We start from the raw sequence: 24,677 nt of genomic DNA, 5'->3' as shown, positions 1-24,677 counted from the left end.
CGGAACAGGACGCGTCCGATCAGGCGCCGCCCCCGGTCGGCGGGGTCAGCCGGTGGCGGCCCCGGCCCGGACGCCCTGGCTCCGCCGCCAGTCGGCCCAGGCCGCGTAGCTGCCGTCGAGTTCGACGACGTCGTATCCGGCGCGGCGCAGGGCGCTGGCCGCGACGGAGCTGCGGGCGCCGGACTGGCAGTAGCTCACGATGGTGCCGTCGGCGGGCAGCGCGTCGAGGTGCCACAGGACCCGGCCCGCGCTGAGCTGGCGGGAACCGGGGATGTGCCCCGCGGCGTGCTCGGACTTGTCGCGCACGTCCAGGACGAGCGCGGCGCCGTACCCCTCCAGCTCGGCCGGGGAGATGACGGGCGGCACGGTCATCGGCAGGCCCTCGGTGGCGGTGGTGTAGCCGACGACGTGGTCGATACCGACGCGCAGCAGGTGGTCGCGCACCCTCTGGGCGGTGTCCCCGTCGGGCGCCAGGAGCACCAGGGGGCGGCTCTCGGCCTCGGGGTCGTAGGCCCAGGCCCCGAAGCTGGCGGCCTTGGCCGGGCCGGGGATGTTCAGCGCCCCGGCCACGGTGCCCCGGTGCACCTGCGTGTGGGGGCGGGTGTCGACGACGACGGCCTCGCCCTCGCGCAGGGCCCCGCCGACCTCCTCACCGGCGAGTTCGGCCAGCGGGGCCAGCGGGCCCAGGACCTTCGGCCCCTCCTTGTTCTGGCGCTTCATCCGGGCGAAGTAGGCGTGCGCGTCGGGTTGGCCGTCGAGCAGTTCGTCGATGAAGCCCTTCTCGTCGCCGTCGCGCAGGTACGGCGCCCACCAGGCGTTGAGGCGCTCGTATCCGACCGTGGTCGCCGGGAGCGCGCCGAGCGCCTTGCCGCACGCGCTGCCGGAGCCGTGTCCGGGGTAGACCTGGACGTGGTCGGGCAGCGTCAGGAAGGCGTCACGGAGGCTGGCGAACAGCAGGCGCGCGCCCTCGAAACGGGTGTCCACCCCGCCGGCGGCCTCGTCGAGCAGGTCCGGGCGGCCCAGGTCCCCGGCGAAGACGAAGTCGCCGGAGAGCATGTAGCCCGGCTGCTGGCTGAACGCTCCGTCGGTGACCAGGAACGACAGGTGCTCCGGGGTGTGGCCGGGCGTGTGGCGGGCCCGGACCGTGATGTCGCCGACGGTGATGGCGTCGCCGTCGAGGAGACGTTCGGCGTCGAAGCCGTACTGCCAGTCCTCGCCCCCCTCACCGGAGACGTAGGCCGTGGCGCCCGTGGCCGCGGCGAGTTCCCGGGTGCCGGAGAGGTAGTCGGCGTGGATGTGGGTCTCGGTCACGGCCACGATCCGCATACCGTGCGCGCGTGCCAGGTCGAGGTAGGTGCCGATGTCGCGGCGGGCGTCGACCACGACGGCCTCTCCCCTGGCCTGGCAGCCGATGAAGTAGCTGGTCTGGGCGAGGTCGTCGTCGTAGATGCGTTCCAGCAGCATGGCGTCTCCTTGTGATGGGTGTCGCCCTATACCCCGGGGTGTATCTGACAGAGAGACCGGGGCGAGGGTCGCGGGTTGTGTGGTGTGCTCACCCCCGGCTCGGGAGGAGCGCACGGCGGGACGCCCGGTCACCGGCGGGCGCGGCCGGGACCGGTCACCGGCGGGCGGCGATCCGTTCCAGGGAGTCCTCGATGTCGACGTGGTTGCGGGGCTGGTTGTGGGGCAGGCGGGCCAGGGCCATGCCCATGGCGCAGGTGTCGGTGATCGCGGCGAAGGTCAGCCCGGCCCCGATGACCCCGGCGACCGCCACGGCCGGCGGCCACAGCAGGGAGGCGAGCACGGAGGCCAGGACCACGCTTCCGGCGACCAGACGGACCTGGCGCTCCAGGGACCACCGTTGCCGTCCGCGCACGACGGGGGAGCCCTGGGCCTCCCAGGCGTTCATACCGCCGTTCATCACCACCGTGTCCCGCAGGCCCGCGGCGGCCAGCTTGTCCCGGCACTGTCGGGCCCGGCTCCCGGACTGGCAGACGAGGACGAGACGCCCCCCGGCGCCGGTGACGATGCGCTCCAGGTGCGCGTCCACCCGCTGCAGCGGAAGGTTGACCGAGCCGGGGATGTGGGAGCTCTCGTACTCGGCGGGGGTCCGCACGTCCACCAGCAGGGCGCCGGGGTCGGCCTCGACCAGGGCGCGCACGGCGTGCACGTCGATGGTGTCGTCGTTCATGGGTCTCCTCGAAGATGATGTCGAACCCCGCCCCTTGACACACCCGGGGGTATCAAGGAGACACAAGGGATCCTGTGCCACGGAAAGGGAACGGGACGGCGGCCGATCGGAGCCGGGGCCCGGACAGGACGCCGGAGATCGTCGCACGAGGGCCGGGCGGTCGCCCGACCGCTCGCGCGACACCGCCCGCGAGTCGTCTATATACAGGGGGGAGTATCTGAGAGTCATAGGTGGACCTCTGCTTTCGCACCGCCTGGACGTCAGCATACCCCCCCGTGTATCTGTCTGGCCAGTCGCGTGGGTCACACCAACCGCAGGGCGCCGGTGGAGGGGCGGACACCAGGACGGCGCTCCCCCACCGGCGCCCGCACCGAACCGGCCGGGGGATCAGCCGAGGCTGCCCCAGTCCAGACGGTCGGTCAGCCCCGCCCTCGCGAAGGCGGCCTCGAGGTCCGCGCGACCCTCCGTGAAGTGGGCCCAGCCCTCGTAGTGGACCGGCACCACGCGACGGGCGCCGAGGACGCGGGCGGCCTCGGCGGCCTGGACGCTGTCGAGGACGAGGGGCTGCTCGTCGAAGAGACCCGGGGACCGGGGTGCGCCCGCGAACAGGATGGCGGTGTCGATCGGGGCGAAGCGCCCGGCGATCTCGCGGACGCGGTCGAGCGAGGCGTTGTCGCCGCTGACGTAGACGGTGGGCAGCCCCTCTCCGGTCAGGACGAAGCCGACGACCTGCCCGGTGATCGATTCGACCTCCGCGCGCGGAGCCGGGCCGTGGACGGCGGGGACGGCGGTCACGGTGACCGTGCCGCCCCCGGGGCGCTCCAGCTCGACCGACTCCCAGTCCGCCAGTCCCCGGGCCCCCGCCCCGAGACGCCGACCGCCGCCGGTGGTGGTGAGGGTGAGCGGAACGTCGGCGAGCAGTGCGCGACCGGAGTCGTCGAGGTTGTCGGCGTGCTCGTCGTGGGAGAGCAGCACCACGTCCACGCGGCCGAGGTCGGCGGGCGCGCCCGTGGCGGGGGCGGTCTTGGTGAGGGTCGGGCCGCCCGGCGTCGGGTAGTCGCCGGGGTCGTCGAAGGTCGGGTCGGTCAAAAAGCGCAGGCCGCCGTAGTCGAACAGGGCGGTCGGGCCGCCGAAGACGCGGACGGGAAAGGGGGCGGTCGTCGTGGAGGACGAGGACATGAAGAAAGTTCCTCACGGATAGATGGTTTGTTAACCGTGATGCGAGCGTAGGCGAGCATCACGGATGTTGGCAAGAGCAAACGTGAGACTCACGTATGACCGGACGCCGTACCATGACATGCATGGACGACCCCACCACCGAGCCCGAGCTGCCGCCCGCGCCGGGCGAGGAGCGGTACCCCTCCCTCGCCCTCGTCAACACCGTCATCGCACTTCCGGGCGGACGCTTCATCGACCTGTTGGGCACCGTCCCGGCGGCGAAGCGGTGGCTGGTCGAGCGCGACCTGGCCCCGGTGGACACCGACCTGCGGGAGATGTGCGCGTCGCAGTTGCGCTCGCTCCGTGAGCAGGTCAGGGCGCTGTTCGCCTCGCGCACCGCCGCCCTGCCCGCCCTGCCCGCCGCGTTGAGCGCCGTCAACGACGCGCTGACCCGCGCCCCCACCGCCCCGCTGCTGCTGTGGGACGACAAGACCGGCCCCTACCGCGCCACCACACACCCCACCACCCAGATCGTCGACCACGCCCTGGCGACCTTGGCCGCCGACGCCGCCGACCTGCTCACCGGGCCGGACGCGGAACGTCTCACCGCCTGCGGTTCGACCCCCTGCAACCGGTACCTGGTCCGGCACGGCCGCCGGCACTGGTGCTCGACCCGCTGCGGCGACCGCGCCCGCGCGGCCCGCGCCTACGCCCGGCGCTCCCGGTCCGGGACCGGCTGAGGGGCTCCCCCGCCCCGGCGTGCCCACTCGTCCAGGCGGCCCGGTTCCACGGGAAGGACCCCCGCCACGGTGACCGGCTGGGCCGGGAGAGGGTCCTGGTCAGCCCGCCCGGGACGGCGAACACCCCGACGCCGTCGTCGAGGAGGGGCGCGGCGTGGTGGGTCCGGTCCTGGCGCGGAGTCGCCCACGGGGCGGGAGGGCGCCGGAGGGGGCGGCCGGGAACGCCTCCCAGGCGAGGACGGCGTCCTCGGGCTCGAAGCCGTGGCAGGTCAGCGAGGTCGGCGGCGGGACCGGGGAAGAACACGATGTCGGCGGCCGCACCAGGATGACGGCGGACCGCACAAGAGCGCGGCTGAGCCCGGCTCAGGACTCGGCGGGCCGGTGCAGCACGAACAACCCGCTGTACAGCGGTCGGTCCCGGCGCTGGTCGTCGGTGGCGACGAACTCGTCCAGGACGGCGAGGATACGCCGGTCGAGTTCCGCCACGTCCTCGTCGGACAGGTGCAGGGCGAACCGGGAGAAGGCGCGCACCGACTCCGGACCGGCCTCGGCCAACTCCTCCCGGAAGGCGGCCAGGGGCGCCTCCGCGGTGGGCCCCGACTCGTCCCCGGTGTCGTCGAACGAGAGCCACCAGGTCTCCCCCGTGGACCGGTAGGGCTTCTCCAGCGCGCCGCTGGCGCCGGTACGCACGGGCGCGGCGACGAGCAGTCCCGCGTCGACGAGCTGGCGTACGTGGTAGAGCACCGTGCCCGGCGTGGTGTCGAGCCGGTCGGCGATCTCCTTGTTGGTGAGCTCGCGGTGCAGGCACAACCGCAGGATGCGCACGCGCAGGGGGTGCGCCAGGGCCTTGGCCTCGCGCACGGTCGCCGGGCGCCGTCGCCGTCCGGCGGGAGCCGCCCCGTCCCTGTCCTCCAGCTCGCCCATGGCGACAGCCTAACGAACACCCGGGGGTCGCGAACGCCCGGGCGGAAAGTGATTGAGTTTTCTCGATCGATCAGCGATCCTCGATTCATGACCGATGGCACCCCTCTCAGGACCGACACACCCCCTTCCCCCGACGCCGCTCCGCGCCCCGCGGGCGCCCGGTTCGGGTTCCTGCTGACCTCGTCCGGGCTGTCCAACCTGGCCGACGGCGTGCTCAAGGTCGGCCTGCCGCTGGCCGCCCTGACCTACACCGACTCCCCCACGCTCGTCGCGGGCGTGACCCTGGCGCTGGGCCTCCCGTGGCTGCTGCTGGCCCTGCCCGCCGGGGCGCTCGCCGACCGCGCCGACCGGCGCGCGGCCATGCTCGGCGCCAACGTCGCGCGTGCGGCGCTCCTCGGTCTCCTCGCCGTGCTGCTGGTGCTGGACACCGGGTCGATCGGGGCGCTGTACGCCCTGGCGTTCTGTGTCGGCGCCGCCGAGACCGTGTACGACACCGCCGCGCAGTCGATCCTGCCCCAGGTCGTCGCGCGCGAGCGGCTCTCCCGAGCCAACGGGCGCCTGCACGCGGTCGAGCTGACCGCCAACCAGTTCGTCGGCCCGCCCCTGGGCGGCCTGCTGGTCGCGTTGGGCGCCGCAGTGGCCTTCGCCGCGCCCGCCGCCCTGTGGCTGGTGGCCGTGGGCGCTCTGCTGCTCGTGCGGGGGCGGTTCCGGGTCGAGCGCCCCACCCGCACGACCGTGCGCGCCGACGTCGCCGAGGGGCTGCGGTTCCTGTGGCGGCACCGGCTGCTGCGCACGTTCGCGGTCCTGGTCGGCGTGTCCAATCTGGCCACCAGTGCCTCGTTCGCGGCCTTCGTCCTGTTCGCGGTCGGTCCGGACTCCCCGATGGGGCTGTCCGAACCCGGCTACGGGCTGCTGCTGACCGCCACGGCCGCGGGGAGTCTCGTCGGCGCCCTGGCCGCCGACCGCGTCGAACGGCTCCTGGGCCGGGTGTGGGCGCTGCGCCTGTCGGTCCTCGGTTTCGGCGCCCTGGTCGGCGTTCCCGCCCTGACGGCCGCCCCCTTCCCGGTCGGGGCGGGATTCCTCGTCGGAGGCGTGAGCATCGCGGTGTGGAACGTCGTCACGGTGTCGCTGCGCCAGCGCGTCACCCCCGACACCCTCCTGGGCCGCGTCAACAGCGCCTACCGGCTGGTGGCGTGGGGGACGATGCCCCTGGGGGCCGCGCTGGGCGGCCTGCTCGGCGAGTTCCTGGGCCTGCGGGCGGTGTTCGCGCTCATGGCGCTGGTGATCGTCACCCCCCTGGCGGCCCTGGCCCGCCTGGACGAGGCCGCCCTCTCCGACACGCGCACGGTCAACGGCTGACCGCGGCGCGCGCCCACCGCCAGGCGGCCGCGACCAGCAGGGCGCCCGCCCCCGCCCCGCACGGCGCGGCGAGCGGGGCGGGGGCCAGACCGTAGGCGGGCAGTGCGGCCAGCGGCCACACCACCGGCAACGGGAACAGGAACCACGACCAGGGCTGAGGCAGGACCCACACCGCCACGGGCACCAGGACGAAGAGCGCCCCCACCCCCTTGAGCACGACCAGGGCGCGCACCCGGTCCGGCGCGACGGCCGTGACCGCCAGCGCGAGGGCCGCCGCCAGGAGTCCCGCGACGGGAACCGCTCCGGCCACCGACCACACGCCGTCGTCGACCAGCCCGCTGAGCGGCAGGGCGACCGCGAGCTGCACCGCGGCGAGTCCGGCGGCGGCCACCGCACGCCAGGCGAGGTAGGCGCCGGTCCCGAGCGGGGAGGCTGCCCACAGGGCCAGCGTGCCCCGTTCCCGGTCCTGCGCAGCCCACAGCGCCACCACCGAACCGGCCATCGTCGGCACGTGCAGCAGGACCAGGGCCGCCAACAGCACCGGCCGCCACTCCGCCACCTCGGCACCGGCCAGGAGCGGGACGTCCGACGCCAGGGGCAGACCCGCGCGCAGCCCCAGGGCCACCACGACCGGCCCGGCCACGAGCGCCCAGACCATGCCGTCGGTGGCGGCTCCCCGCAGGTCGACCCGGGTCAGGATCCACACCGGAGGACCCCCCGTTCCAGGGCCGCGGGACCGACGCGCTCCCCGGGCCCGGGCCCACGGCGGACGGGATCCCTCGGCCGTCCGCGCCCGTGCCACGGACCAGCGCGCCCACGCGCAGGCACCGGCGGTCGCGACGACGGCGACCGCCGCCGACGCCACGACCGCCGTGCCCGGCAGCGGTACGGCGGAGGGGTCCAGCCCCCAGCGCACGACCGTGTGCGCGGCCGTGGTCGGAACGGCGTACAGGGCCGGGTGCCCGGCCGCCCCCGCCGCCACCAGCAGGGGCGGCGCCAGGAGCGGCCCCAGGCAGAGGGGGACGGCGACCGTCAGGTCGGCCAGGTCCCGGGCTGAGGCGCACGCGGCCACCGACACCGCGCACAGCAGGGTCGCGAGCAGGGCCGTGCCCCCGACGGCCACGGCGGCTCCGGCCACGCCGTTGCGCTCGCCGAGCATGAGGACCGCGACGAACAGCACGCCGAACCCGGCGGTGTCCAGGAACAGCAGCAGCCCGGCGACCGTGCGGGCCGGTTTCGGCGGAAGCGCGAGCACGACGAGGGTCCACACCAGCGCCAGGGCCAGCGCCGTGACCGCCGTGCCCCGACGGGCGTGGGTGCGCGCCTCCAGACCCAGCGCGACCAGGACGCGGGACGACGGGACGCTCACCGCTCCCGTCCGATCCGGCGCCCGGTGACGCGCGCGAAGACGTCGTCGAGCGTGGCCTCGCGGCTGTGCACGGTCTCCACGAGGGATCCGGTGATCCCGAGCGGCTCCGCCAGGGCGGTCAGCGGGAGTTCCGCGCGTTCCAGGCGTCCGTTCCGGCGGAACTCCACGAGCACACCCGGACTGCCGTGGGCGAGCCGCAGGCGTCGGGGGCTGTCCACGGCGGCGACGCGTCCGTCGACGACGAGGGCGATTCGGTCGCAGACGCGTTCGGCGGTGAGCATGTCGTGGGTGGTGACGACGACCGTGGCGCCCCGGCGGGCGCGGTCCCTGAGGACCTCGCGGACGCGTTCGGCCCGGACCGGGTCCAGCCCGCTGGTGGGTTCGTCCACCAGGAGCAGTTCGGGCCGGTTGACCAGGGCTCGGGCCAGGTTGAGGCGGACGAGCATGCCCTTGGAGAACTCGGCGGTCCTTTGGTCGGCGGCGTCGGTCAGGTCCGGCAGCTCCAGGAGCGTGTCCGGGTCCTCGGTGGGACCGCGGTGGAGGGCGGCGAAGACGGCGAGGTTCTCCCGGCCGGTCAGGGCGGGAAGATGGGCGGGGAGTTCGAAGCCGACGCCGATCCGCTCGAAGAAGTCCCGGTCGCGACCCCGCCCGACGGGGGCGCCCAGCACGCTGACGCTCCCCCCGAAACGGCGGATCCGCCGGGTGAGGACGCGGTGGACGGTGAACTTCCCGGCTCCGGAGGGCCCCAGGAGGCCGAAGACCTCGCCCCGTTCGACGGTGAAGTCCATACCGTCCACGGCCGGGGCGGGGGCTCCCCGGTAGCGGACGGTGAGGCCGCGTACGTCGATCGCGCTCACGGCGACCGCCTTTCCGCCCGGGTCAGGGCATGGGAGGGCGCAGGGCGGCGAGGGCCTCGTCGACCATGCTCGGGAGGGCTTCGGTGGGGCCGTCCTCGGCCCAGGTGGTGACCGTGGTGGTGAGCACGGCCGTGCAGGCCGCCGCGATGGCGCGGGTGGCCAGGGGGATCGGCCCGGGGCCGCCCCGTGCAGTGTCCGTTCCAGGAGCCGCTGGGTGGCGGCCTGGTTCTCCCACAGGCGGGCGCGCAGGCTCGGCGCCGAGAGCATCAGCAGGGTGCGTTCGCGGGCGGCCGCCAACGCGGCGGCGTCGAGGTGGGTGAGGGCCGCGGCGATGCCCAGGCGGACGCGTTCGACCGGGTCGGTCTCGGTCCTGGCAGGAAGCCCCCGGTCCCGGTGCGCTCAGCCGGACGCGTTCCAGTGGCCCGCCAGGTCCCGGTAGAGGGGGGAGTCACGCAACAGGGACTCGTGGGTGCCGAACGCCGTACCCGCGCCGTCCAGGACGAGGATCCGGTCGGCCCGCAGCGCCGACGACAACCGGTGCGCGATGACGACCAACGTCGTACCCGGCCGGTCCGCCAACGCCTTCTCCGCGTGCTCCTCGGCGGCCGGGTCCAGGTGGCAGGTCGACTCGTCCAGGATGAGCAGCGGCGCCGGGGACACGTAGGCCCGGCCCAGGCAGAGTGCCTGCCGCTCCCCGGCGGAGAGCGCCCCGGGGTCCACCTCGGCCTCCAGCCCGCCGAGGCGGTCCACCAACGGCTCCAGGCGCAGAGCCGTCACGGCCCGGGCGAGGCGGTCGTCGTCGGCGCCGGGGTCCAGCTGGGCGAGGTTCTCGCGGACCGACCCGGCGAAGACGTAGCCCTGTTGGGGGAGGAGCACCCGCATCCGGGCCAGCTCCCGGGGGGAGCGCCCGGCGACCGGTCGGCCCGCCAGCCGTACGGCGCCCTCGTCTGGTGGGTGCAGTCCGCAGAGCACGTGCGCCAGCGTCGACTTGCCGATCCCGCTCGGGCCGACGACCGCGAGGTGCCCGCCCTCCTCGACCGTGAGGCCGAACCCCTCCACCAGGGGCCGGGTTCCGGCCCCGTAGGACACCCTGAGCCCGCGGCACCACACCGCCGGGGCGGGCTCCCTGGCCGGGCCGGGGCCGGCGCACGGCCCGGGACCACCGGCCCGCGCGGGCCGGACCCCGTCACCGTCGGCGCCGTCCGTCTCCGAGGACACGAACCGGTCGAGGACCACCACGAGGCGGCTGCCCGCGGCCCCCAGCGCGGTCATCATCGTCTGGAGCGCGGGCAGCAGCGACTGCACGAGATAGGCCAGGGCGCCCATGAGCGCCCCCGTGGTGACGCCCTGGTCGCGCAGCCACGGCGTGGCCACCAGCAGCAGCACGACGGGGAGCTGCCCGGCCACACCCAGCGCCAGCGTCCTGGCGGCCGTCCACCGGGCCAGGGACCGTGTCGACGCGGCGGCCTCCTCGACCAGATCCCGCACCCCGTCGACCGCGGCGTCGGTCGTCCCGCAGGCCACCAGGTCGCGCAGTCCGACCCGCAGCGCTCCCGCGCGGTCGGTGAACTCCTCGTCCGCGTCGAGGAAACGGCGCTGCGCCGCGGCCATCGGAACGAGTGTGAGAAGGAAGAGCACCAGGCCGAGCAGCATCGGCGGTACCACGACCAGGAGCAGCTCGGGGGCGAGGGTGAGCATTCCCGCGAACGCTCCGACCGCCGTGAACAGGAAGGACCGCACCGTCAGGACCAACCCGGCGAAGCTGTCCCGGGCGATCTCCGTCTGCTGGGTGAGCCGCGAGACCGCGGCGCGCTCGGCCTCCGCGGCCCGGGCCGGGTCGGCCACGGCCCGGCGCAGGGCCTGTTCGACCGCTCGCCGCACCAGCCCGTCCCGCAGCGGTTCCACCAGCCCCGACAGTCGGCGGAACACACCGCGCAGGGCGGGACCGGCGAGGAGGACCGAGCCCGCGGCGACGGCCAGCCACACCAGGCCGACGGAGGTCCGCCCCGCCAGGAATCCCTGGTCCAGAGCGCGGGCCAGGCAGATCCCGACGAGGAAGGTCTGCGCGGACTCCAGCAGCGACCAGGCGCCCAGGCCCAGCAACGCCCCCCTGTGCCGCCACAGGAAGGGCCGGGCGTGCGGGGTCAGCCTGCGCAGCGCCCCCCGCCGCCGTCCGGACCGCGGCCGCGGGTCCGGGTCGCGTCGCCGTGCGCGAGGGTCTTGGGGGCCGGAGGCGGAGGAGCCGACCGCCCCGGCCGTGTCCGCCGCCGTTCCGGGCCTCACCGGTCACCCCTGGCGTCGGAGGCGTCCACGTGCCCGAAGACCGCGCGATAGTCGGGGTCCCGCCACAGCTCGGCGTGCCCGCGGACGGCCCGGACACGACCGCCCTCCAGCCACACCACCAGGTCCGCGCGCGCCGCGGTGGAGAGCCGGTGCGCGATGACGACACGGGTGCCGGGGCGGACCTCACGCGCCAGCGCCCGGTCCACCTGCCGTTCGGTCGCCGTGTCGAGACTGGAGGTGGCGTCGTCCAGAATCATCAGCCGCCCCGCGTGGGCGAACGCGCGCGCCAGTCCCAGCCGTTGCAGCTCCCCGCCGGAGAGCGGCGCCTCGCCCAGAGGCGTGCGGTACCCCCGGGGAAGCGCACGGACGAAGACGTCGGCTCCGGCGGCCCGGGCCGCCGCCCGCACCCGGTCTCCGGAGGCGGTCTCGGCCCCGTCCGCGATCGCGTCCCCGACGGTGGCGCCCCGGAGCGAGGGCCGCTCGAACGCGTACCCCACCTCGCGGCGGAGCACGTCGGCCGCCACGGTGTCCAGCGGTACACCGTCCAGGCGGACCTCGCCCTCATCGGGCGCGGTGAGACGTCCGGCGACGGCGCCCAGCGTCGACTTGCCCGAGCCCGACCGGCCCACGACGGCCACCGTCGCCCCACCGGGCACGTACAGGTCGACCCCGCGCAGCACCCACTCCCCGGCGCGCCTGACTCCGACCCCGCGCAGCTCCAGCGTTCCGGGGCCCCCGGCGGGGAGGTCCTCCCGCCCGTGGGGCAGCGGGGGGAGCGCCAGGAGTTCGTTCACGCGCCGCGCCGCCGCCCGCCCCCGGACCAGGGCGCCGAGCGGTCCCGTGACCGATCCCAGCCCCGCGGCGAGCGCGGCGTACCGGGACACCGCCAGCAGGTCGCCGACGCTGATCCGCCCGTCGGCCAGCCCGAGTCCGCCGACCGCCAGCACGGCGGTGACGAGCAGGGGCAGGAGCACGCCGCTGCGTGCCGTCGCGGACCCGTGCACCGACCACATGCGCCGACCCTCGACGCCGAGCTCGCCCAGGGGGCGCAGTACGCGGGCGCGCTCGGCGTCCGCCGTCCCGGCCGCGGCGATGGCCCGTGCGCCGCCCAGGGCGTCCGTCAGCCGTGCCGCGATCGCGGACTGCACCCGCTGGTACTGGGAGACGCTGTCGGAGGAGTGGCGGGCGAAGGACCGCAGCAGCAGGACCAGGAGGGGAAGGCCCAGGACGAAGGCCGTCCCCGTCCACGGGTCGATGAGGAACAGCGCGACCAGGGCTCCGAGGGGGGCGAGGATTGACGCGACGATCTGGGCCGCCCCGGCGGGGGCCGCTCCGGCCTCCGTGGCGTGCGCGGAGAGCCGGGTCGCCACGTCTCCGGGGGAGAAGCGGTTCACGTCGTGGGGCGCCGCGGCCGACAGCCGTCGGACCGCCCGGAGCCGGAGCCAGGCGGTGGAACGCGCGCCGACCGTTCCCGACAGCAGGGCGACGGCCGCGTCCAGCGTGACCTCGGCGGCGGTCAGGGCCACGGCCGCCAGCAGCATGCGGCCGGCGTCCGGGTGGCCGTCCAGGAGCAGGTCGAGGGTGCGCCCGAGCACGGCGGGCAGGGCGAGCGAGGCGACCGCCGCCGCGGCGGCGCACAGCAGGATCGCCGCGGTGCGTCCGGCGCTCGCCCGCATCACGCGGGCGAGCAGGGCGTCCGCCGAGCGTGCGGCGTCGGGGTCGGTCGTAGCGGCACGCGGGCGGGTGAACGCCATCCGGCAGCCTTCCTGCGTGGCTCGTGGCGGGGGAGCCCGGCTGCGCCGATCGGCGCAGCCGGGCCGCGAGGGGGTCCGTGCACCGGACCCGGCGCCGTGGGGCCGGGTTCACGGCCCCACGGCTCGGTCACGCCGCGCTCATCCGCGGCCGGCCCCTAGCAGGTGGTGACGCTCAGGCTGCTGTCGCCGCACAGCGTGAGGCTGGCGGTGCTGGTGCCGGCGACCTCGCCGTGCACCTCGTCCTTCACGGTCTCCAGGGACTGCAGGTCGAGGAGGGTCATGACTGGTATCCTTTCCTTCGGTTCTGTTCCATCTCTTCTATTCAGTTGTTCCGGACCATGGCAGTGGCCGGTTCTGGGTCCGCCGTAGCGGAGGAAGGAAGGGCAACTGGGCGGGCTGTCCGCGCTGCGCCGAGGCGAGCGCGAGGAGGCAGCCCGCGGTGCCCGTGGAGAGGTCGTTGGAGAGCCGCATCAGCTGCTCGCCGGGGAAGGCCAGGTGGCCCCGGTAGCGCATGGCGTACCGGGACAGGGCGTCGATCTGACGGCGAACGTCCGCGGACCCGATTCCGGGGGCGGTCGTCCGGCTCAGGTAGAGGACCATGCCCGCCAGGCCGCGGAAGAGGCCGGACTGGGCGTAGAAACCCGCCTGCGCGGCCCGGACGATCTCGGGTCGGACCCGCTCGAACGCCTCGTCGGGGCGGTGCTCCAGGTAGTCGTCCAGCACGATCCCGACGCCGACGCTGCCCGCGCCGAGATAGGGCATGGTCCGCCACCCCTCGTCCACCTGGAGGGTGCCGAAGGCACTGGTGACGCAGCGGTCCAGGTCGGCCTGGAGTGCCCGCCGGGCCAGGTCGAGCAGGGCGCCGTCACCGGTGCGCTCGTACAGGCGCGTGCAGAGCAGGGCCACGCCCGCGCCCCCGTACAGCAGTCCGGCGCGGCGCCGCTCGGGCGGGGCGTCCAGAAAACCGTGCGCGGCCAGCTCCGCGCAGCGCAGCGCGCCCGAGCACAGGTCCGTCTCCCCCGTGTCGGCGGCCAGGGAGTCCAGGGCCAGTCCGAGTCCGGCGGTCCCGCCGTACAGCCCGGGGCCGATCCCCTCCCACGGCTGTGCCAGGACCAGCTCGGCCAGCGCCAGGGCGGGCTCCCGGTGGCCGAGGCGGTTCAGGGTCCACGAGATCCCCGAGAGGCCGTCGTAGAAGCCCAGCGGGGTGCCTGACGCCGGTTCCTTGCTGTGCCGCACCAGCCATTCCTCGGCGTCGGGGCACCGCGCGGCGCCGCTCTCGGCGAGGGCGTAGAGCACCCCGGCCGCGCCGTGGCCGAAGGAGAGGCCGCCGCCCGGCGCGGAGAACTGGGCGATGTCACCGGGGAAGTAGCGGTCGTCCCGGTCGGGGGTGGCCGAGGCGAGGATGGCGCCGACCATCGAGTCCCGGCTGCGCGGCCAGTCCCCCGGCTCGACCGGCGGGTAGGGGTCGTGCTCGCCGGCGACCGGCGCGCCGGCCTCCGCGAGGGTCGCCTCCGCGTGCCGTCCGCCGTTCGGATCGCGCAGGATCTCCGCCACCCCGAGCTCCAGGAACTCCCGGGCCTCGGGGAAGACGCGCGCGGCCTCCTCGGCCAGGTGCCGGGCCTTGTCCCTGTCCACGGCGAGCAGGTTGGTCAGGGGGAGGAAGAGGGCGAGGCGCAGGCAGGCCAGGGCGTACCGGTCCACGTCGAAGCCCCGGTGACCGCGCGGGGCGACGAACCCCGGGTTGGCGACCGTCTGACGGCCGTCCTCGTCGGCGTCGCGTGCGGCCTCGAAGTCCAGCAGCGTCACCGAGGACTCGTCCTCGGCGACCATGATGTTGAACAGGTGCAGGTCGTTGAAGACGATGCCGCGCCCGTGCACCGCTTCGACGGCCTCCTCCACCAGGCCGTGCAGGCGCATCGCCCACCGGGCGTACTCCCGCAGCCCCTCCGGGGGCGGGTCGGCCTCGACCAGCGGGTGTCGGTGCGCGAAGAAGGAGTTCAACGGCCTGCCGTGGACGTACTCCATCACCAGGAAGCGGTGGTCGCCCAGGGTGAAGGCGTCCTTGACCTCGGGGGTACAGGCCAGGCCGGAGAGCCGCTCCAGGGCCGCGCGCTCCCGTTCCAGGCGGCGCACCGCGTCGGCGCCGTCGGAGGCCAGACCGGCGTGCGGGCGGGCCTCCTTGAGTACGACGGTCTCACCGGTGCGGCGGTCCCGACCGGCGTAGACCCCGCCGCCGTTGGAGAAGTGCAGGGCCCGCTCGATGTCGTACGGCAGTCCGGTGACGTCGACGGCGGCGCGCGCCTCCAGGTGCGGGCGCAGGAAGTCGGGGACGGTCACCCACTCCGGCGTCTGGAAGACCGGTCCGCGCCGGTCGGGCACGAGCACGCCGTCGGCGTTCGCCAGGGCGGGCACCGGCTCGCCGTGCTCGTCGTAGCAGTGCCTGCGGGTGAAACTCCCGTAGCGCAGATACACCGGGCCCGCGTTCCAGCGCAGGTCGCTGAGGATGTAAGGGCCGGGTTCACCGCCCACGAGCGCGTCCAGACCGGCCGCGATCGAGGCGCACTCGCCGTCGTCGGCCGGGTAGACCGTGACGAACTTCCCGCTGCCCCCGCGGTCGGCGTACTTGGCGTTCCGGTTGTGCAGCAGATAGCGGGTGGGGACGAACTTGAAGGAGACCCCCCGCGCCACGCAGAAGTCCCAGACCCGGGCCAGGATCGATTCCGCGTTGTCCAGGCAGGCGGAGACGTGGATCTTCCATCCCTGGTCCGGGAGTCGGTGCTCGACGGGGCGCAGCGCCAACCAGTCGCCCACGCGGTGGCTCTGCCATCCTTCGGGCACCGGCCGCTCGGCCGCCTCGAAGGCCCGGTCGCGTTCGCCGACCGCCCCGGATGCGCCGGAGCCCGGCCAGAGACGGTGGGGCGTGTCGTAGAAGTAGCGGTCGGCGTCGCAGAACACACCGTACCCCTTGATCACACGGACTCCCTCGCGTCTGTCTCGGTCAGCGGCATTCCAGATAGTGACATAGGGGTTATCTCTGAGTCCATACCTTTACATGCACTTTTTTCGGGTCATTGGCTACTCACAATTAACTTACGGAGGAGGCAAGCGGGCGCCCCTCCGGAGTCACCGCGCACATCCACCGCTCCCGCCCAGCGGATTCACGAGAAGCGCGCCTCCCCCAGGGCGAACACGGGACCTTGCCGACTCCCCCTGGGGTGAAGGAGTTCGACGTCCGAAGACGCAACGCACAAGGACACCCAAAAGCAACAAGAAGTCCTTTCTATTACCTTTTTCGGATAATGACTTTTTGTCTACTACATGCACGTATGTGAAGTTTGTGAACACTGCAAAAAGCTGTGAACAGGGAAGTCATCGCGGGTCACAGCCCCGGGAGCCGCGGGGAGGCCCCTCGGAGGTGCGTCGTGGGACAATTCCGCGGACTCGGAGAACCTCCGAGCGCGCGCCCCGAGGACGCCACCCGGACGACGGGGTGGGTCGGGATATCCGACCGCGCCCGAGGGGCAGGCGAACGGACGAACCCCGTCCGCGCGATCCCCGGAGCTGTCGATCACTCGAATTTTCTGTTCTTCCGGTTGAATGCCAAGAAAAACGTCCGTGTCGGGACCAAAGTCACGCTTCCCCGGAACTCGGGGAGGGAACCGTGCGGAGCGAGCGAACTCCTGCCCCTCCACCGCCCCGCGGGGGACGCTTTCGCCACGGCGAAGGAACCCCCGCTGAAAGACCGCGGATTTTCACGCCTTCGCTCTCCCGGGCGCTCCGTCGCGCACACCCGCACCGATGCTCGCGCCGCGGCGTCCACCGCGCCCCCGCCTGACCGCCGTCGGTGCCCCCGTCCCCACGTCCGCGCCTCACCCGTGGACCATCAGGGCGTCCAGGGGCTCGTCGTCGCGCAGGCGGCCGATGGCGTCGGCGAGCAGCGGCGCGACGGAGCAGACCCGGACGCGCGGCGCCCGCTCCCGACACCCGGGGAGGGTGTCGGTGACGAACAGGCGGCGGATCGGCAGCCGTTCGAGCCGGTCGTGGGCGGTGCCCACCAACAACCCGTGGGTCGCGGCCACGGTGACGTCGGCCAGCGCCCCGTGGGCGAGGAGGACGTCCACGGCCGCCTCGATCGTCCCGCCGGTGCTGATCATGTCGTCCACGACGACCGCGGGCCGACCGGCCACCTCGCCGGCCACCTCCCCGGCCCGGACGGCCTCACCGCTCAGCCGCCTCTTGCGCACCACGGCGACCGGCAGCCCCAGCCGCCCGGCGTAGTGCTCGGCGAGTTTGGCCGCGCCGAGGTCGGGCGCCACCACCACGGCGGTGTCGGGTGTCTCCTCCGCGAGCGCCTCGACCAGGACCGGCACGGACGTCAGCATCTCCACCGGCATGGCGCACATGGCCTCCAACGCGACGGTGTGCGGATCGACCACGACCAGCCGGTCCGCCCCCGCCGACGCCAGGGTGTCGGCCACCACCCTGGAGCCCACCGCCTCGCCCGCCCGGCCGCGGCGGTCCTGCCGGGCGTAGCCGAAGTAGGAGACGACCGCGGTGCTCGTCCGCGCCCCGCCCCGGCGGCACGCGTCCAACAGGAGCAGCAGCTCGACCAGGTGCTCACCCACCGGGGGGCCGGTGGGCTGGACCACGTAGACGTCGTCGCCCCGCACGCGCTCCACCACCGGGCGCAACTCACCGTCGGGGAACCGCTCCACCTCGCAGGCCGCCAGTTCGGCGTCCAGGGCGGACGCGACGGCCTCGGCGAGGGTGTGGTGCGCCGTCCCGGACACGATCCGAGTGGACATCGCCCGCCTCCTCACGGTTCTGGGAAGGACCGACACCGGGCGGGTTCGCGGCGAAGGGCCGAAGGTCCCCCGGACGGTGAACCGAGGTCTCTACCCGGGGTGTTCCCACGTCGAGGAGGCTGGACACGAGCGAGAACGTGGGGAACGCGTGCCGGGAGGACACATGCTCATCAGCAACGTCTACCGTCCGACCATCCTCGGCTGCCAGGTGGGGGACCGGTTGGTCGACGCGGCACAGCGCATGGTGGAGGAGAACGTCGGCTCCCTGGCCGTGTTCGACGGTGACCGGGTCATCGGGATCATCACCGAACGCGACCTGGTGCGGGCTCTGGTCACGGCGTTCGCTCCGACCTCCGAGAGCGCGGCCGACCACGCCTCGACGGAGATCGAGACGGCCGGCCTGGGCGAGGACTCGCGTGAGGTGGCGCGCCGGATGCTGGAGGCGGGCATCCGCCACCTTCCGGTGGTCGACGAGGGGCGCGTGGTCGGCATGGTGTCGATGCGGGACCTGCTCACCCTGGAGACGTGGGCGTCCTAGACCCGGGAGGACGGCGGGGGCGGCCTCCCCGTCCCCACCCGGACCGTCAGGGGTGGGTGGACCTCTCCTCGAACGGCCGATGGCAGCGGGGAGGTGTTTCCCCGTGTGCGGGCCCCGCCGCGCACACCGCCTGGTCCGGAGGGGCGCCGTCAGCCGGAGGCGGAGAAAACCGGGTGCGGTGCCCGCCTGGCCGGACGACACTGGACCGCGTGGACGACACCGTGGGTGAGGCGCCCGACGAGGAGGCTCTGGACGGCGGCAACGTCTCCGGCGCGTGGACGTTCATCGACTGGGACAACGCCGGGCCGGGCACCCGTCTGGGCGACCTGGGCTACGCCGCCCACGGGTTCGTGCCGCTGTACCCGGACGGCTCCCCCGCGCGTGACGCCGCCAGGCTGCGGGCGCTGGCGGACGGGTACGGGTGCGACGGCGCCCAGCGCCGGGAGTTGCCCGACGCGACCCTGCACGAGGTGCGCGGTATGCACGACCTGCTGGTGGCGGGCGCGCGGACCGGCCGCCGACCGTGGGCGCGGCCGCACGCCGAAGGACGCGCCGACCACTGGGGGCCGGCGGCCGACTACGCCGAGCGCCACCGCGGCGTGTGGCTGGCCGCACTCACCGCGCCCCCTCGCTCCGTTCCGGGCACGTGAGACGTTCCGCTCGATCCGCCCGCCCCGGGACGGGAACGGTCGTCGGACACACGAGGTGGGACCGCCCGCGTGTACGACCCTCGCCAGCGCCGGTCCGTCCTACGCTGGTTCCATGCGGCTGTGCAAGGTGGGCATCCAGATCACGATGGAACCCGAGCAGGAGGAGAGGTTCCGGACCGACCACGGGTTGGCGGACGACGAGGACCTCGGTCCGTACCTGGCTCACGTGATCCAGGAGCGCCTGCGCCAGGTGGACCCCTTCTTCGAGTCCGTGGAGACCGAGCACGTCCGCGACGACTGACCGCGGTCACCGGTCCGGTCGACGCATCCGCTCCCGCAGGCGCCGCAACCGCTCGACGTCGGCTCCCCGCCCCTCCTCCGCCTCCACACGACCCTCCAGGACGCGTTCGACCACCTGCCCGAGCGGATCGTCCGGGTACCTGGCCCACCGCTTGGGCCGCCGCCGCTCGAAACTCTCCCGGGCCGCCGCACCCGCCTCCGCGTCCACGACACCGCGCACGCCCGCCAGCACCCCGCACGCGCGACGGCTGCCCGGGTTCGGTAGTGCTGGCCGATCGTGTCCATGACGACCCCGCGTAGCCCGGGGTCCAGGGCGTTGTCGAGCGCGGCGGCGGTGAGCTGGTGGTGGGTCCACCGGCCGCCGCCCAGGTCCGTGACCAGTTCAGCGTCCACCAGCTCGTGCAGCAGGCGGCGGGCGTCGTCGGGACAGGTGCCCGGGATGCCCGCTGCCAAGCCGACAGTCAGGTGCGGGCCGGGGTGGGCGGCCGGAAACCGGGCGGCGCGCTCAACGTGGGCGGGCAGGGCGGCGAGGATGCCGGTGACGGCGTTCGAGGTCACCGCGCCACCCCCTGTGTCGCGCGCGCCGGGGCGGCGTCAGCGCCCGTCTGGTCGAGGCGCAGCGTCCAGGTGACGAGCCGGTGGTCGCTCACCTGCCGCCCCGCCGGGGGGACGTGGACCTGGTAGGAGCCCGCCACCACGGTCTCCCACAGGTCCCGGGTGAGCAGCCCGTGGTCGATCACCATGCCGCCGCCCCGCTCGGGCGGGGTGTTCGTGGTCGCCGCGAACCGGTCACCGGGAGGACAACCACGGCGCTGCCAGTCGAGTTCCACGACCGTGGCCAAACCGGCTCCGCCGACCCGGGTTCCGGTGGTGGGGTTCCAGGTGCCGATGAGGTGGTCCAGGGCGTCGGTGCGCGGCTCCCACGCGCCTTCGGGACCGCCGGGCTGCCATCCCTTCTCGTGCCGCTTCGCGACGGGGATGGTGTCCCAGTCCTTGCGTGGCCACAGTTCGCCCGGACCGGAGCAGGTGGAGTTGAGATCCCCGACCACCATCACCCTGGGCCGGTTCGCGACGACTCCGCGGACCTGGTGTGCTTCGTGGAGCCGGGTGTTGGCGTCCCAGGGGTGCCAGTGCTGGGGCAGGATCGACAGCTCACCCCACCGGGTGGTGAAGGTCGCGAGGTTGTGGGAGGCGACCGTCGTGTTGGTGGTGGGGTGCCGCCACTCCCTCAGGGTGAGCACGTCCGGGTCGTACAGGATCGCGGGCGGGTGGTCGGATCGGTCGAGGTGCCCGACCAGGAGCTGGTAGGCGGGGCCGTAGCGGGTGCGCAGGTGGTGGGCGACGTCCAGGCCGCGCCGCATCCCCCGGTTCCGCCATCCGGTGGCTTCGTTGACGACGACCACCCCGGGAGGAGTGGTCACCGGGGCGAAGAGCGGGTCCACGAACTCGGCGACACGGTCGTAGCCTCGGCCGCCGTCCTGGATGTTGACCAGGGCCACGTGCAGGTTCGGGTCTTCCACCATTGTCCTTCCCGGAAGTGTTTACAGGTAGGGGCGCGCGAATCGTTCGAGGGGGAGCGCACGCTCGTACAGGTCACGGAGCTGGTCGGCGAGCCCGTCCGCCAGCGCGGGATGGTCAAGACGGATCGCTCCGTCGCTCCCGCCGTGCGGGGTGTGGCGCAGCACGTAGACGAACCGCCCGGGGTAGACCACCAGGTGCGGCAGCGTGTGCTCGTACTCCAGGTGGCTGCGATCGGAGGGGCGCAGGACCCTGGTGGGGATTCCCGCCGCGGCCTGGATGCGGTACGCCTCCAGTTGGAGCTGGTTGTACGGGGTCATCGGGACCTGGGGCGCCCATACGGTGTGAACGGTCGTGCCCGTGCTCGTGTGCAGGGCCACCCGCTCCATCAGTGGTGAATGGTGTCCTGCCAGCAGGTTCAGCGCGTGCCGGTAGTGACCACGCAGCCATGATCGAAGCGCTTCGTCGGTGGTGTCGTTCATGCTTCGGGTGTCCAGTTGCCAGCACGTCCCGGTGTGGCCGTCGCTGTTGCACAGGGCCTTCTCTTCTTCGTGTAGAGCGTCGGTGCCCAGGGCGGTGCCGTTACTGGAGGCCATGCGCAGGGCGGTATCGAAGATGGTGAGCGGTCCGGTGTCTGCGACCAGGTCCAGGAGGGATTGCTTCAGGTAGGCGTAGTTGCGGCGAGACGACGGACGGTGCGCGATGAGAGCACCTGAGCGGGCGCGGGTGCGCAAGATGTGCCTGCTCAACCCGGTGATCCTTGTGGCCTGTTTGGGGGTGAGCCAGTCCTGATCGGTGACCTCGGCGAGTGCGCGCGCTCGTTGGCGCAGGAGGTCGTAGTTGGGGGGCATGCGGGTCTTTCTCGTGACGGTGGTGGTGGGGCTCGGCCGGGGAAGGAAGCGCCGAGCCCCGGTCTGGGTCGGTGCGGCGGGGGAACCCCCTGGACGGAGGGGTGCGTCCCCGCCGCACCGGGTCACAGGGCCACAGCGGACACACCGTTGTGGCGGTCCATGTAGTCGGCCAAGGGCATGGCCATCCGCCAAGCCCGGGAGAACACCGCACGAGCGTCGGCCACGAGCGCGCCCGCGGTGAGTATGTCGGCGTGCTCGAACCGACCGGCCCCGGAGTGTTCCACCGCCACGAGGGTGGTGTCGGCCAGCCAGAAGTCCTGCTGTCGGACCGGCCAAGGCCATGTTCCTCGGGGGATCGGCAGGATGGTGATCTCCTCGCCCGCTGCGGCGGCGGCCGGGTAGGTGTGGGTGAGCCGGTACCGCATGTAGTCGCTGAGCGGTTCGGTGACCGCGTGCACGAGCCGGAAGCGGGCGGGGCTGTCGTGGATCAGCTTCGCCCAAGCCTGACCTGTGGGGGTGGGGTCGGGGCGCTGCCCGGACAGGTATTGGTCGAAAGACCGACGTTCCTGGTCGGTGTCGTAGATCTGGAGGGTTTCCAGCCGGTCCACGGTCTGGGCTTCGGTCAGCAGGTGTTGGATTTCGGGGGCGAGGGGGGAGGTCACGCGCACAGGGGGTTCTCCTCGTCGGTGTCAGGCGGCCGGAGGCGAGCCCGGGTCCGGAGGCTGGTTCAGGTGGTGGTCGACCTCGGCCAGGTCGTAGAGCACCAGCACTGTGCCGGGTCGGGTGAGGGTGTACACGGCTCCGAGGAACCGGCGTTCGCGGGCCAGGGACCACCCCTGCCGGGCGGCTTTCCACCGGGTGTCCTCCCACGCGCTGCGGGCCTGATGTGCGAACTCGGGGCTACGGGTGCGGCGCGGCGGTCGGGATCGTCGCTTCACGTGCTCGGCTCCTGCTTCTGCTCCGGCTGGACGCGGTCGATCAGGTAGTCGACCAGGGCGAGGTCCTGCGGGTGCGGGGGCCGCACGGGTGTGGCGGGTCCGAGGATCGCCAGGCGGCGGGTGGAGGTGTCCCGGTCCGGCATCTCCCACTCGTCGGGGGTGCGGGCGGGGAACTCGGCCACCCACTCCAACCGGTGCGGGGTGGCCTGGTGCAGGCGCAGGCACACCGCCGCGATCGGGTCGGCCCCGACCACCCGGCCGTTGTGTACGTCGCGGTTGGCGTACAGGCGGGCGTCGATGCTCGCCTGCCCCCAATCGACGTGGGGGACGTACCGGGCTTGGACGAGGGTGGTGTGCATGTCCATCAACGCCAACTCGGCAGTCTCCGGCGACGTGGGTGGAGTGGTGTGCAGCGGCACGATCGAGGGTGCGGGGGTCACCGGGCGACCTCCGCCCACATGCCGGTCCCCACGGGCAGACGTCCCCACTTTCGGGAGAAAGCGTCCACGAGCAGGAGCCCGCGGCCGTGCTGGGCGGTCAGCGGCGGGGTGCGCCTGGTGGGGGTGCGGCCCGTGAGCGGCCCGGCATCGCGCACCTCGACGCGCACCCGGTCCGGGTAGACCTTGAGCCGCACCGCCAACGTCCCGCCGGGGTCACCGCTGTGGCTGTGGGCCACCGCGTTGGTGGCCAGCTCGGACAGGATCAGCTCCAGGTCGGTGGGGGGTTCGACTCCCAGGGCTTCGAGCCGGTGGCGTGCCCACGCGCGGGCGTGGCGGGCCGCATGCGTGGTGCCGTCGAAGGTGTGCCGGATGATCGTGGGGTGTTGGGGTTTTTGGGGTGCGGTGATCACCGGTGGCTCCCCTGGGTCTGGTGGGCGAGGGCCAGCAGGGCGTCGAGACCGCTCCCGGGCAGCGGGGGCACCGGTTCGGTGGGGATGCCCAGTCGTCGCCTGTACCGGTCGACCGCGTCGGCCAGGGCCGGGTTGAGGGGTGGGTTGTCCGGGTTTGGTGACCCGGGGTGGGGTGGGTTGCTAGGCTTCACGTGTCTCACCTCGGTCTGGACGGGGTGGGGCTCACGCCCTGAAACCGGTGCCATCGGTTCGGGGCGTTTTTCGTTATGGGGCCGCCCTGCCGGGTGCCCTGGTCAGGGCGGCCGTGCCACCGAGGTCCCCCCGAAGCCATTCCGCCCTCGGCTTCCTCGGTGGGGCTCCCCGGCCCAAGGGGGACGGGCCGGGACGCCACCTCCTTCCGGAGTGACGACAGCCAGAATTCCTGAGGGTCCAGAACAAGAAAAGACCTACGAGCTTTGAGAGGACTAGCGGATACCCCAGGTATTCTCTGGTGGTCATCGGTAGACTTTCAGTGATGCTTCTGCTTTACTCAACCTGTGACAGCGAACAAGAAAAAGGACATATCGGACGTCCGTTTTGGGCAAGCAATCGCCCGAGCAAGGCGTAAGAGTGGTATGACCCAGCTCAAAGTCGCTGGTAAACTCGGGTACTCGAAGGGGTTCATCTCCCAGGTCGAATGCGGTTGGAAGACCCTTGACGCATCGAAGATCCAGGACCTCGATGACTTCCTGTCAGCGGGAAAACGCCTGGTCAGGTTGTACGAGGAGTTGTACGCCCCGGAGCGTCTCGACTGGCAAGAGCAGGTACACGTTCTCCAGGCGAGCGCAGACCTCATCCGTCAGTACAGCTGTGTTCTGATTCCTGGTAACTTCCAGACGAAGGACTACGCCAAAGCGGTCTTCGCTTCGGGAGCACCTTGGCTCAAGGAGCCAATGGTTGAGAAGAGGGCCACCACCAGGGTTGAGAGGGCTCACCGCATCCTTGACGATGACGGCCCGCAATACCATGTGGTCCTTGATGAAGTCGTCGTGCAACGGCCGGTGGCTGGGAACGCGGTCATGCGCGACCAGGTCGACACCCTCATCCGGCTCGCTACCACCGGCCGGATACAGCTTCAGCTCTACAGGTGGGGAACGCTTCCGCACTCAGGGCCAGATGGGGCGTTCTCGCTGATAGCGTCCTCCTCTGCGCCGGAGGTACTGCACGCGGAGTCGGTCTACCTGGGGCAGACGACGGATGACCCGCACATGGTTCGATCGTTCGTGTCCCTGTTCAGTAGATTGCAGGCGAACGCTCGGTCCGTGAAAGAGTCGGTGGACTACCTCCGACAGGTGAGAAGGAAGTACGAGGATGACGACGAACCTGCCGTGGCACAAGTCGAGCTACAGTGACGGGGCGCACAACTGCGTTGAGGTCGCGGAGGGGCCTGTCACCGGCATCCGTGACACCCAGCACCGCGAGCTGGGGCACCTCGACGTGTCCGCCCACGAGTGGGCCGCGCTGTTGACCTCGGTGCGCACCACCCGATGAGTTGCTGAACGAGCGAACCGGCTCCCGCCAATCGTGGTGGCGGGAGCCGGTTCCATGTCGCG

Annotated in this window: 25 protein-coding genes and 1 pseudogene; 7 read left to right on the top strand and 19 right to left on the bottom strand. The window is 73.0% G+C overall.

Annotated elements, in window-relative coordinates:
* Window positions 1-45 precede the first annotated feature (45 nt).
* From DVR05_RS17090 to DVR05_RS17080, 3 genes are all read right to left on the bottom strand, one after another.
* Window positions 46-1,464 carry a rhodanese-like domain-containing protein gene (locus DVR05_RS17090; protein WP_116246881.1) on the bottom strand — a complete coding sequence of 473 codons (1,419 nt, stop codon included), beginning with the start codon at window positions 1,462-1,464 and terminating at the stop codon, window positions 46-48.
* A gap of 154 nt (window positions 1,465-1,618) precedes the next feature.
* Window positions 1,619-2,191: a rhodanese-like domain-containing protein gene (locus DVR05_RS17085; protein WP_116246880.1), complete on the bottom strand. Its 573-nt coding sequence runs from the start codon at window positions 2,189-2,191 to the stop codon at window positions 1,619-1,621.
* A 387-nt stretch (window positions 2,192-2,578) separates the two neighbouring features.
* Window positions 2,579-3,370 carry an MBL fold metallo-hydrolase gene (locus DVR05_RS17080; RefSeq protein WP_116246879.1) on the bottom strand — a complete coding sequence of 264 codons (792 nt, stop codon included), beginning with the start codon at window positions 3,368-3,370 and terminating at the stop codon, window positions 2,579-2,581.
* A 122-nt stretch (window positions 3,371-3,492) separates the two neighbouring features.
* Here DVR05_RS17080 and DVR05_RS17075 point away from each other — a divergent pair, with 122 nt between their 5' ends.
* The gene (locus tag DVR05_RS17075; protein ID WP_116246878.1) at window positions 3,493-4,089 is read left to right on the top strand and encodes an ABATE domain-containing protein; all 597 of its coding nucleotides are present in this window, start codon (window positions 3,493-3,495) and stop codon (window positions 4,087-4,089) included.
* Between the two features lie 363 nt (window positions 4,090-4,452).
* Here DVR05_RS17075 and DVR05_RS17070 read toward each other — a convergent pair whose 3' ends face one another.
* The gene (locus DVR05_RS17070; RefSeq protein ID WP_116246877.1) at window positions 4,453-5,013 is read right to left on the bottom strand and encodes a transcriptional regulator; all 561 of its coding nucleotides are present in this window, start codon (window positions 5,011-5,013) and stop codon (window positions 4,453-4,455) included.
* An 87-nt stretch (window positions 5,014-5,100) separates the two neighbouring features.
* Between DVR05_RS17070 and DVR05_RS17065 the strand changes: the two genes are divergently transcribed.
* Entirely contained in the window at window positions 5,101-6,372 is a 1,272-nt protein-coding gene (locus DVR05_RS17065; protein WP_116246876.1) for an MFS transporter, read from the top strand.
* Here DVR05_RS17065 and DVR05_RS26640 read toward each other — a convergent pair.
* The 7 genes from DVR05_RS26640 to DVR05_RS17030 form a co-directional block, all read right to left on the bottom strand.
* On the bottom strand, window positions 6,362-7,741 hold the full coding sequence (locus tag DVR05_RS26640; RefSeq protein WP_157982465.1) for a hypothetical protein: 1,380 nt from the start codon (window positions 7,739-7,741) through the stop codon (window positions 6,362-6,364). The two genes, DVR05_RS17065 and DVR05_RS26640, sit on opposite strands and share 11 nt — an antisense overlap.
* The gene (locus DVR05_RS17055) at window positions 7,738-8,598 is read right to left on the bottom strand and encodes an ABC transporter ATP-binding protein (protein WP_116246875.1); all 861 of its coding nucleotides are present in this window, start codon (window positions 8,596-8,598) and stop codon (window positions 7,738-7,740) included. Before DVR05_RS17055 ends, DVR05_RS26640 begins: the two co-directional genes overlap by 4 nt.
* A gap of 399 nt (window positions 8,599-8,997) precedes the next feature.
* On the bottom strand, window positions 8,998-10,746 hold the full coding sequence (locus DVR05_RS17050) for an ABC transporter ATP-binding protein (RefSeq protein WP_198659231.1): 1,749 nt from the start codon (window positions 10,744-10,746) through the stop codon (window positions 8,998-9,000).
* A 131-nt stretch (window positions 10,747-10,877) separates the two neighbouring features.
* On the bottom strand, window positions 10,878-12,635 hold the full coding sequence (locus DVR05_RS17045) for an ABC transporter ATP-binding protein (RefSeq protein WP_116246874.1): 1,758 nt from the start codon (window positions 12,633-12,635) through the stop codon (window positions 10,878-10,880).
* A gap of 155 nt (window positions 12,636-12,790) precedes the next feature.
* Entirely contained in the window at window positions 12,791-12,916 is a 126-nt protein-coding gene (locus DVR05_RS17040; RefSeq protein WP_116246873.1) for a SapB/AmfS family lanthipeptide, read from the bottom strand.
* Window positions 12,917-12,953: 37 nt separating this feature from the next.
* Window positions 12,954-15,608 (bottom strand): class III lanthionine synthetase LanKC, encoded by a 2,655-nt coding sequence (lanKC, locus tag DVR05_RS17035; protein ID WP_116246872.1) that lies wholly within the window; start codon window positions 15,606-15,608, stop codon window positions 12,954-12,956.
* Window positions 15,609-16,504: 896 nt separating this feature from the next.
* Window positions 16,505-17,440: a ribose-phosphate pyrophosphokinase gene (locus tag DVR05_RS17030; RefSeq protein WP_116246871.1), complete on the bottom strand. Its 936-nt coding sequence runs from the start codon at window positions 17,438-17,440 to the stop codon at window positions 16,505-16,507.
* Between the two features lie 163 nt (window positions 17,441-17,603).
* Between DVR05_RS17030 and DVR05_RS17025 the strand changes: the two genes are divergently transcribed.
* The 3 genes and pseudogenes from DVR05_RS17025 (at window position 17,604) to DVR05_RS17015 (ending at window position 18,929) form a co-directional block, all read left to right on the top strand.
* The gene (locus tag DVR05_RS17025) at window positions 17,604-17,978 is read left to right on the top strand and encodes a cyclic nucleotide-binding/CBS domain-containing protein (RefSeq protein WP_116246870.1); all 375 of its coding nucleotides are present in this window, start codon (window positions 17,604-17,606) and stop codon (window positions 17,976-17,978) included.
* A gap of 272 nt (window positions 17,979-18,250) precedes the next feature.
* Window positions 18,251-18,628: pseudogene (locus DVR05_RS17020) on the top strand (aminoglycoside phosphotransferase family protein); the annotation flags it as partial.
* Window positions 18,629-18,740: 112 nt separating this feature from the next.
* The gene (locus DVR05_RS17015) at window positions 18,741-18,929 is read left to right on the top strand and encodes a hypothetical protein (protein WP_116246869.1); all 189 of its coding nucleotides are present in this window, start codon (window positions 18,741-18,743) and stop codon (window positions 18,927-18,929) included.
* Window positions 18,930-18,935: 6 nt separating this feature from the next.
* Here the strand turns inward: DVR05_RS17015 and DVR05_RS17010 are convergent, their stop codons facing one another.
* The 8 genes from DVR05_RS17010 to DVR05_RS26635 all read right to left on the bottom strand — a co-directional run bounded on the left by DVR05_RS17010 (window position 18,936) and on the right by DVR05_RS26635 (window position 23,276).
* Window positions 18,936-19,148 carry a hypothetical protein gene (locus DVR05_RS17010; protein WP_157982464.1) on the bottom strand — a complete coding sequence of 71 codons (213 nt, stop codon included), beginning with the start codon at window positions 19,146-19,148 and terminating at the stop codon, window positions 18,936-18,938.
* 334 nt (window positions 19,149-19,482) lie between these two features.
* Window positions 19,483-20,451: a hypothetical protein gene (locus DVR05_RS17005; protein ID WP_116246867.1), complete on the bottom strand. Its 969-nt coding sequence runs from the start codon at window positions 20,449-20,451 to the stop codon at window positions 19,483-19,485.
* Window positions 20,452-20,469: 18 nt separating this feature from the next.
* Window positions 20,470-21,297 carry a DUF6879 family protein gene (locus tag DVR05_RS17000; protein ID WP_116246866.1) on the bottom strand — a complete coding sequence of 276 codons (828 nt, stop codon included), beginning with the start codon at window positions 21,295-21,297 and terminating at the stop codon, window positions 20,470-20,472.
* Window positions 21,298-21,419: 122 nt separating this feature from the next.
* Window positions 21,420-21,965 carry a DUF6879 family protein gene (locus DVR05_RS16995; protein WP_116246865.1) on the bottom strand — a complete coding sequence of 182 codons (546 nt, stop codon included), beginning with the start codon at window positions 21,963-21,965 and terminating at the stop codon, window positions 21,420-21,422.
* Window positions 21,966-21,986: 21 nt separating this feature from the next.
* Window positions 21,987-22,235: a hypothetical protein gene (locus tag DVR05_RS16990; RefSeq protein ID WP_116246864.1), complete on the bottom strand. Its 249-nt coding sequence runs from the start codon at window positions 22,233-22,235 to the stop codon at window positions 21,987-21,989.
* Window positions 22,232-22,675 (bottom strand): hypothetical protein, encoded by a 444-nt coding sequence (locus DVR05_RS16985; RefSeq protein ID WP_157982463.1) that lies wholly within the window; start codon window positions 22,673-22,675, stop codon window positions 22,232-22,234. Before DVR05_RS16985 ends, DVR05_RS16990 begins: the two co-directional genes overlap by 4 nt.
* Window positions 22,672-23,085, bottom strand: coding sequence for an ATP-binding protein (locus DVR05_RS16980; protein ID WP_116246862.1), 414 nt, complete (start codon window positions 23,083-23,085; stop codon window positions 22,672-22,674). Before DVR05_RS16980 ends, DVR05_RS16985 begins: the two co-directional genes overlap by 4 nt.
* The gene (locus DVR05_RS26635; protein ID WP_157982462.1) at window positions 23,082-23,276 is read right to left on the bottom strand and encodes a hypothetical protein; all 195 of its coding nucleotides are present in this window, start codon (window positions 23,274-23,276) and stop codon (window positions 23,082-23,084) included. Before DVR05_RS26635 ends, DVR05_RS16980 begins: the two co-directional genes overlap by 4 nt.
* Before the next feature lie 423 nt (window positions 23,277-23,699).
* Here DVR05_RS26635 and DVR05_RS16975 point away from each other — a divergent pair, with 423 nt between their 5' ends.
* Window positions 23,700-24,476, top strand: coding sequence for a DUF5753 domain-containing protein (locus DVR05_RS16975; RefSeq protein ID WP_116246861.1), 777 nt, complete (start codon window positions 23,700-23,702; stop codon window positions 24,474-24,476).
* The gene (locus DVR05_RS16970; protein WP_116246860.1) at window positions 24,436-24,615 is read left to right on the top strand and encodes a DUF397 domain-containing protein; all 180 of its coding nucleotides are present in this window, start codon (window positions 24,436-24,438) and stop codon (window positions 24,613-24,615) included. The genes DVR05_RS16975 and DVR05_RS16970 overlap by 41 nt, the downstream gene beginning before the upstream one ends.
* Window positions 24,616-24,677: the final 62 nt, after the last annotated feature.

Source organism: Nocardiopsis sp. FIRDI 009 (assembly GCF_003386285.1).
In the GTDB taxonomy this organism is placed as follows: Bacteria; Actinomycetota; Actinomycetes; order Streptosporangiales; family Streptosporangiaceae; genus Nocardiopsis.
Note: the sequence above shows the minus strand (reverse complement) of the source record. Positions and strands in the feature narration are given on the sequence as shown.

What these genes read in the sequence shown, in the direction of transcription:
- DVR05_RS17090 (WP_116246881.1), bottom strand. Translation starts at nt 1,464, where the DNA reads ATGCTGCTGGAACGCATCTACGACGACGACCTCGCCCAGACCAGCTAC.
- DVR05_RS17085 (WP_116246880.1), bottom strand. Translation starts at nt 2,191, where the DNA reads ATGAACGACGACACCATCGACGTGCACGCCGTGCGCGCCCTGGTCGAG.
- DVR05_RS17080 (WP_116246879.1), bottom strand. Translation starts at nt 3,370, where the DNA reads ATGTCCTCGTCCTCCACGACGACCGCCCCCTTTCCCGTCCGCGTCTTC.
- DVR05_RS17075 (WP_116246878.1), top strand. Translation starts at nt 3,493, where the DNA reads ATGGACGACCCCACCACCGAGCCCGAGCTGCCGCCCGCGCCGGGCGAG.
- DVR05_RS17070 (WP_116246877.1), bottom strand. Translation starts at nt 5,013, where the DNA reads ATGGGCGAGCTGGAGGACAGGGACGGGGCGGCTCCCGCCGGACGGCGA.
- DVR05_RS17065 (WP_116246876.1), top strand. Translation starts at nt 5,101, where the DNA reads ATGACCGATGGCACCCCTCTCAGGACCGACACACCCCCTTCCCCCGAC.
- DVR05_RS17045 (WP_116246874.1), bottom strand. Translation starts at nt 12,635, where the DNA reads ATGGCGTTCACCCGCCCGCGTGCCGCTACGACCGACCCCGACGCCGCA.
- DVR05_RS17040 (WP_116246873.1), bottom strand. Translation starts at nt 12,916, where the DNA reads ATGACCCTCCTCGACCTGCAGTCCCTGGAGACCGTGAAGGACGAGGTG.
- DVR05_RS17030 (WP_116246871.1), bottom strand. Translation starts at nt 17,440, where the DNA reads ATGTCCACTCGGATCGTGTCCGGGACGGCGCACCACACCCTCGCCGAG.
- DVR05_RS17025 (WP_116246870.1), top strand. Translation starts at nt 17,604, where the DNA reads ATGCTCATCAGCAACGTCTACCGTCCGACCATCCTCGGCTGCCAGGTG.
- DVR05_RS17015 (WP_116246869.1), top strand. Translation starts at nt 18,741, where the DNA reads ATGCGGCTGTGCAAGGTGGGCATCCAGATCACGATGGAACCCGAGCAG.
- DVR05_RS17005 (WP_116246867.1), bottom strand. Translation starts at nt 20,451, where the DNA reads ATGGTGGAAGACCCGAACCTGCACGTGGCCCTGGTCAACATCCAGGAC.
- DVR05_RS17000 (WP_116246866.1), bottom strand. Translation starts at nt 21,297, where the DNA reads ATGCCCCCCAACTACGACCTCCTGCGCCAACGAGCGCGCGCACTCGCC.
- DVR05_RS16975 (WP_116246861.1), top strand. Translation starts at nt 23,700, where the DNA reads ATGACCCAGCTCAAAGTCGCTGGTAAACTCGGGTACTCGAAGGGGTTC.
- DVR05_RS16970 (WP_116246860.1), top strand. Translation starts at nt 24,436, where the DNA reads ATGACGACGAACCTGCCGTGGCACAAGTCGAGCTACAGTGACGGGGCG.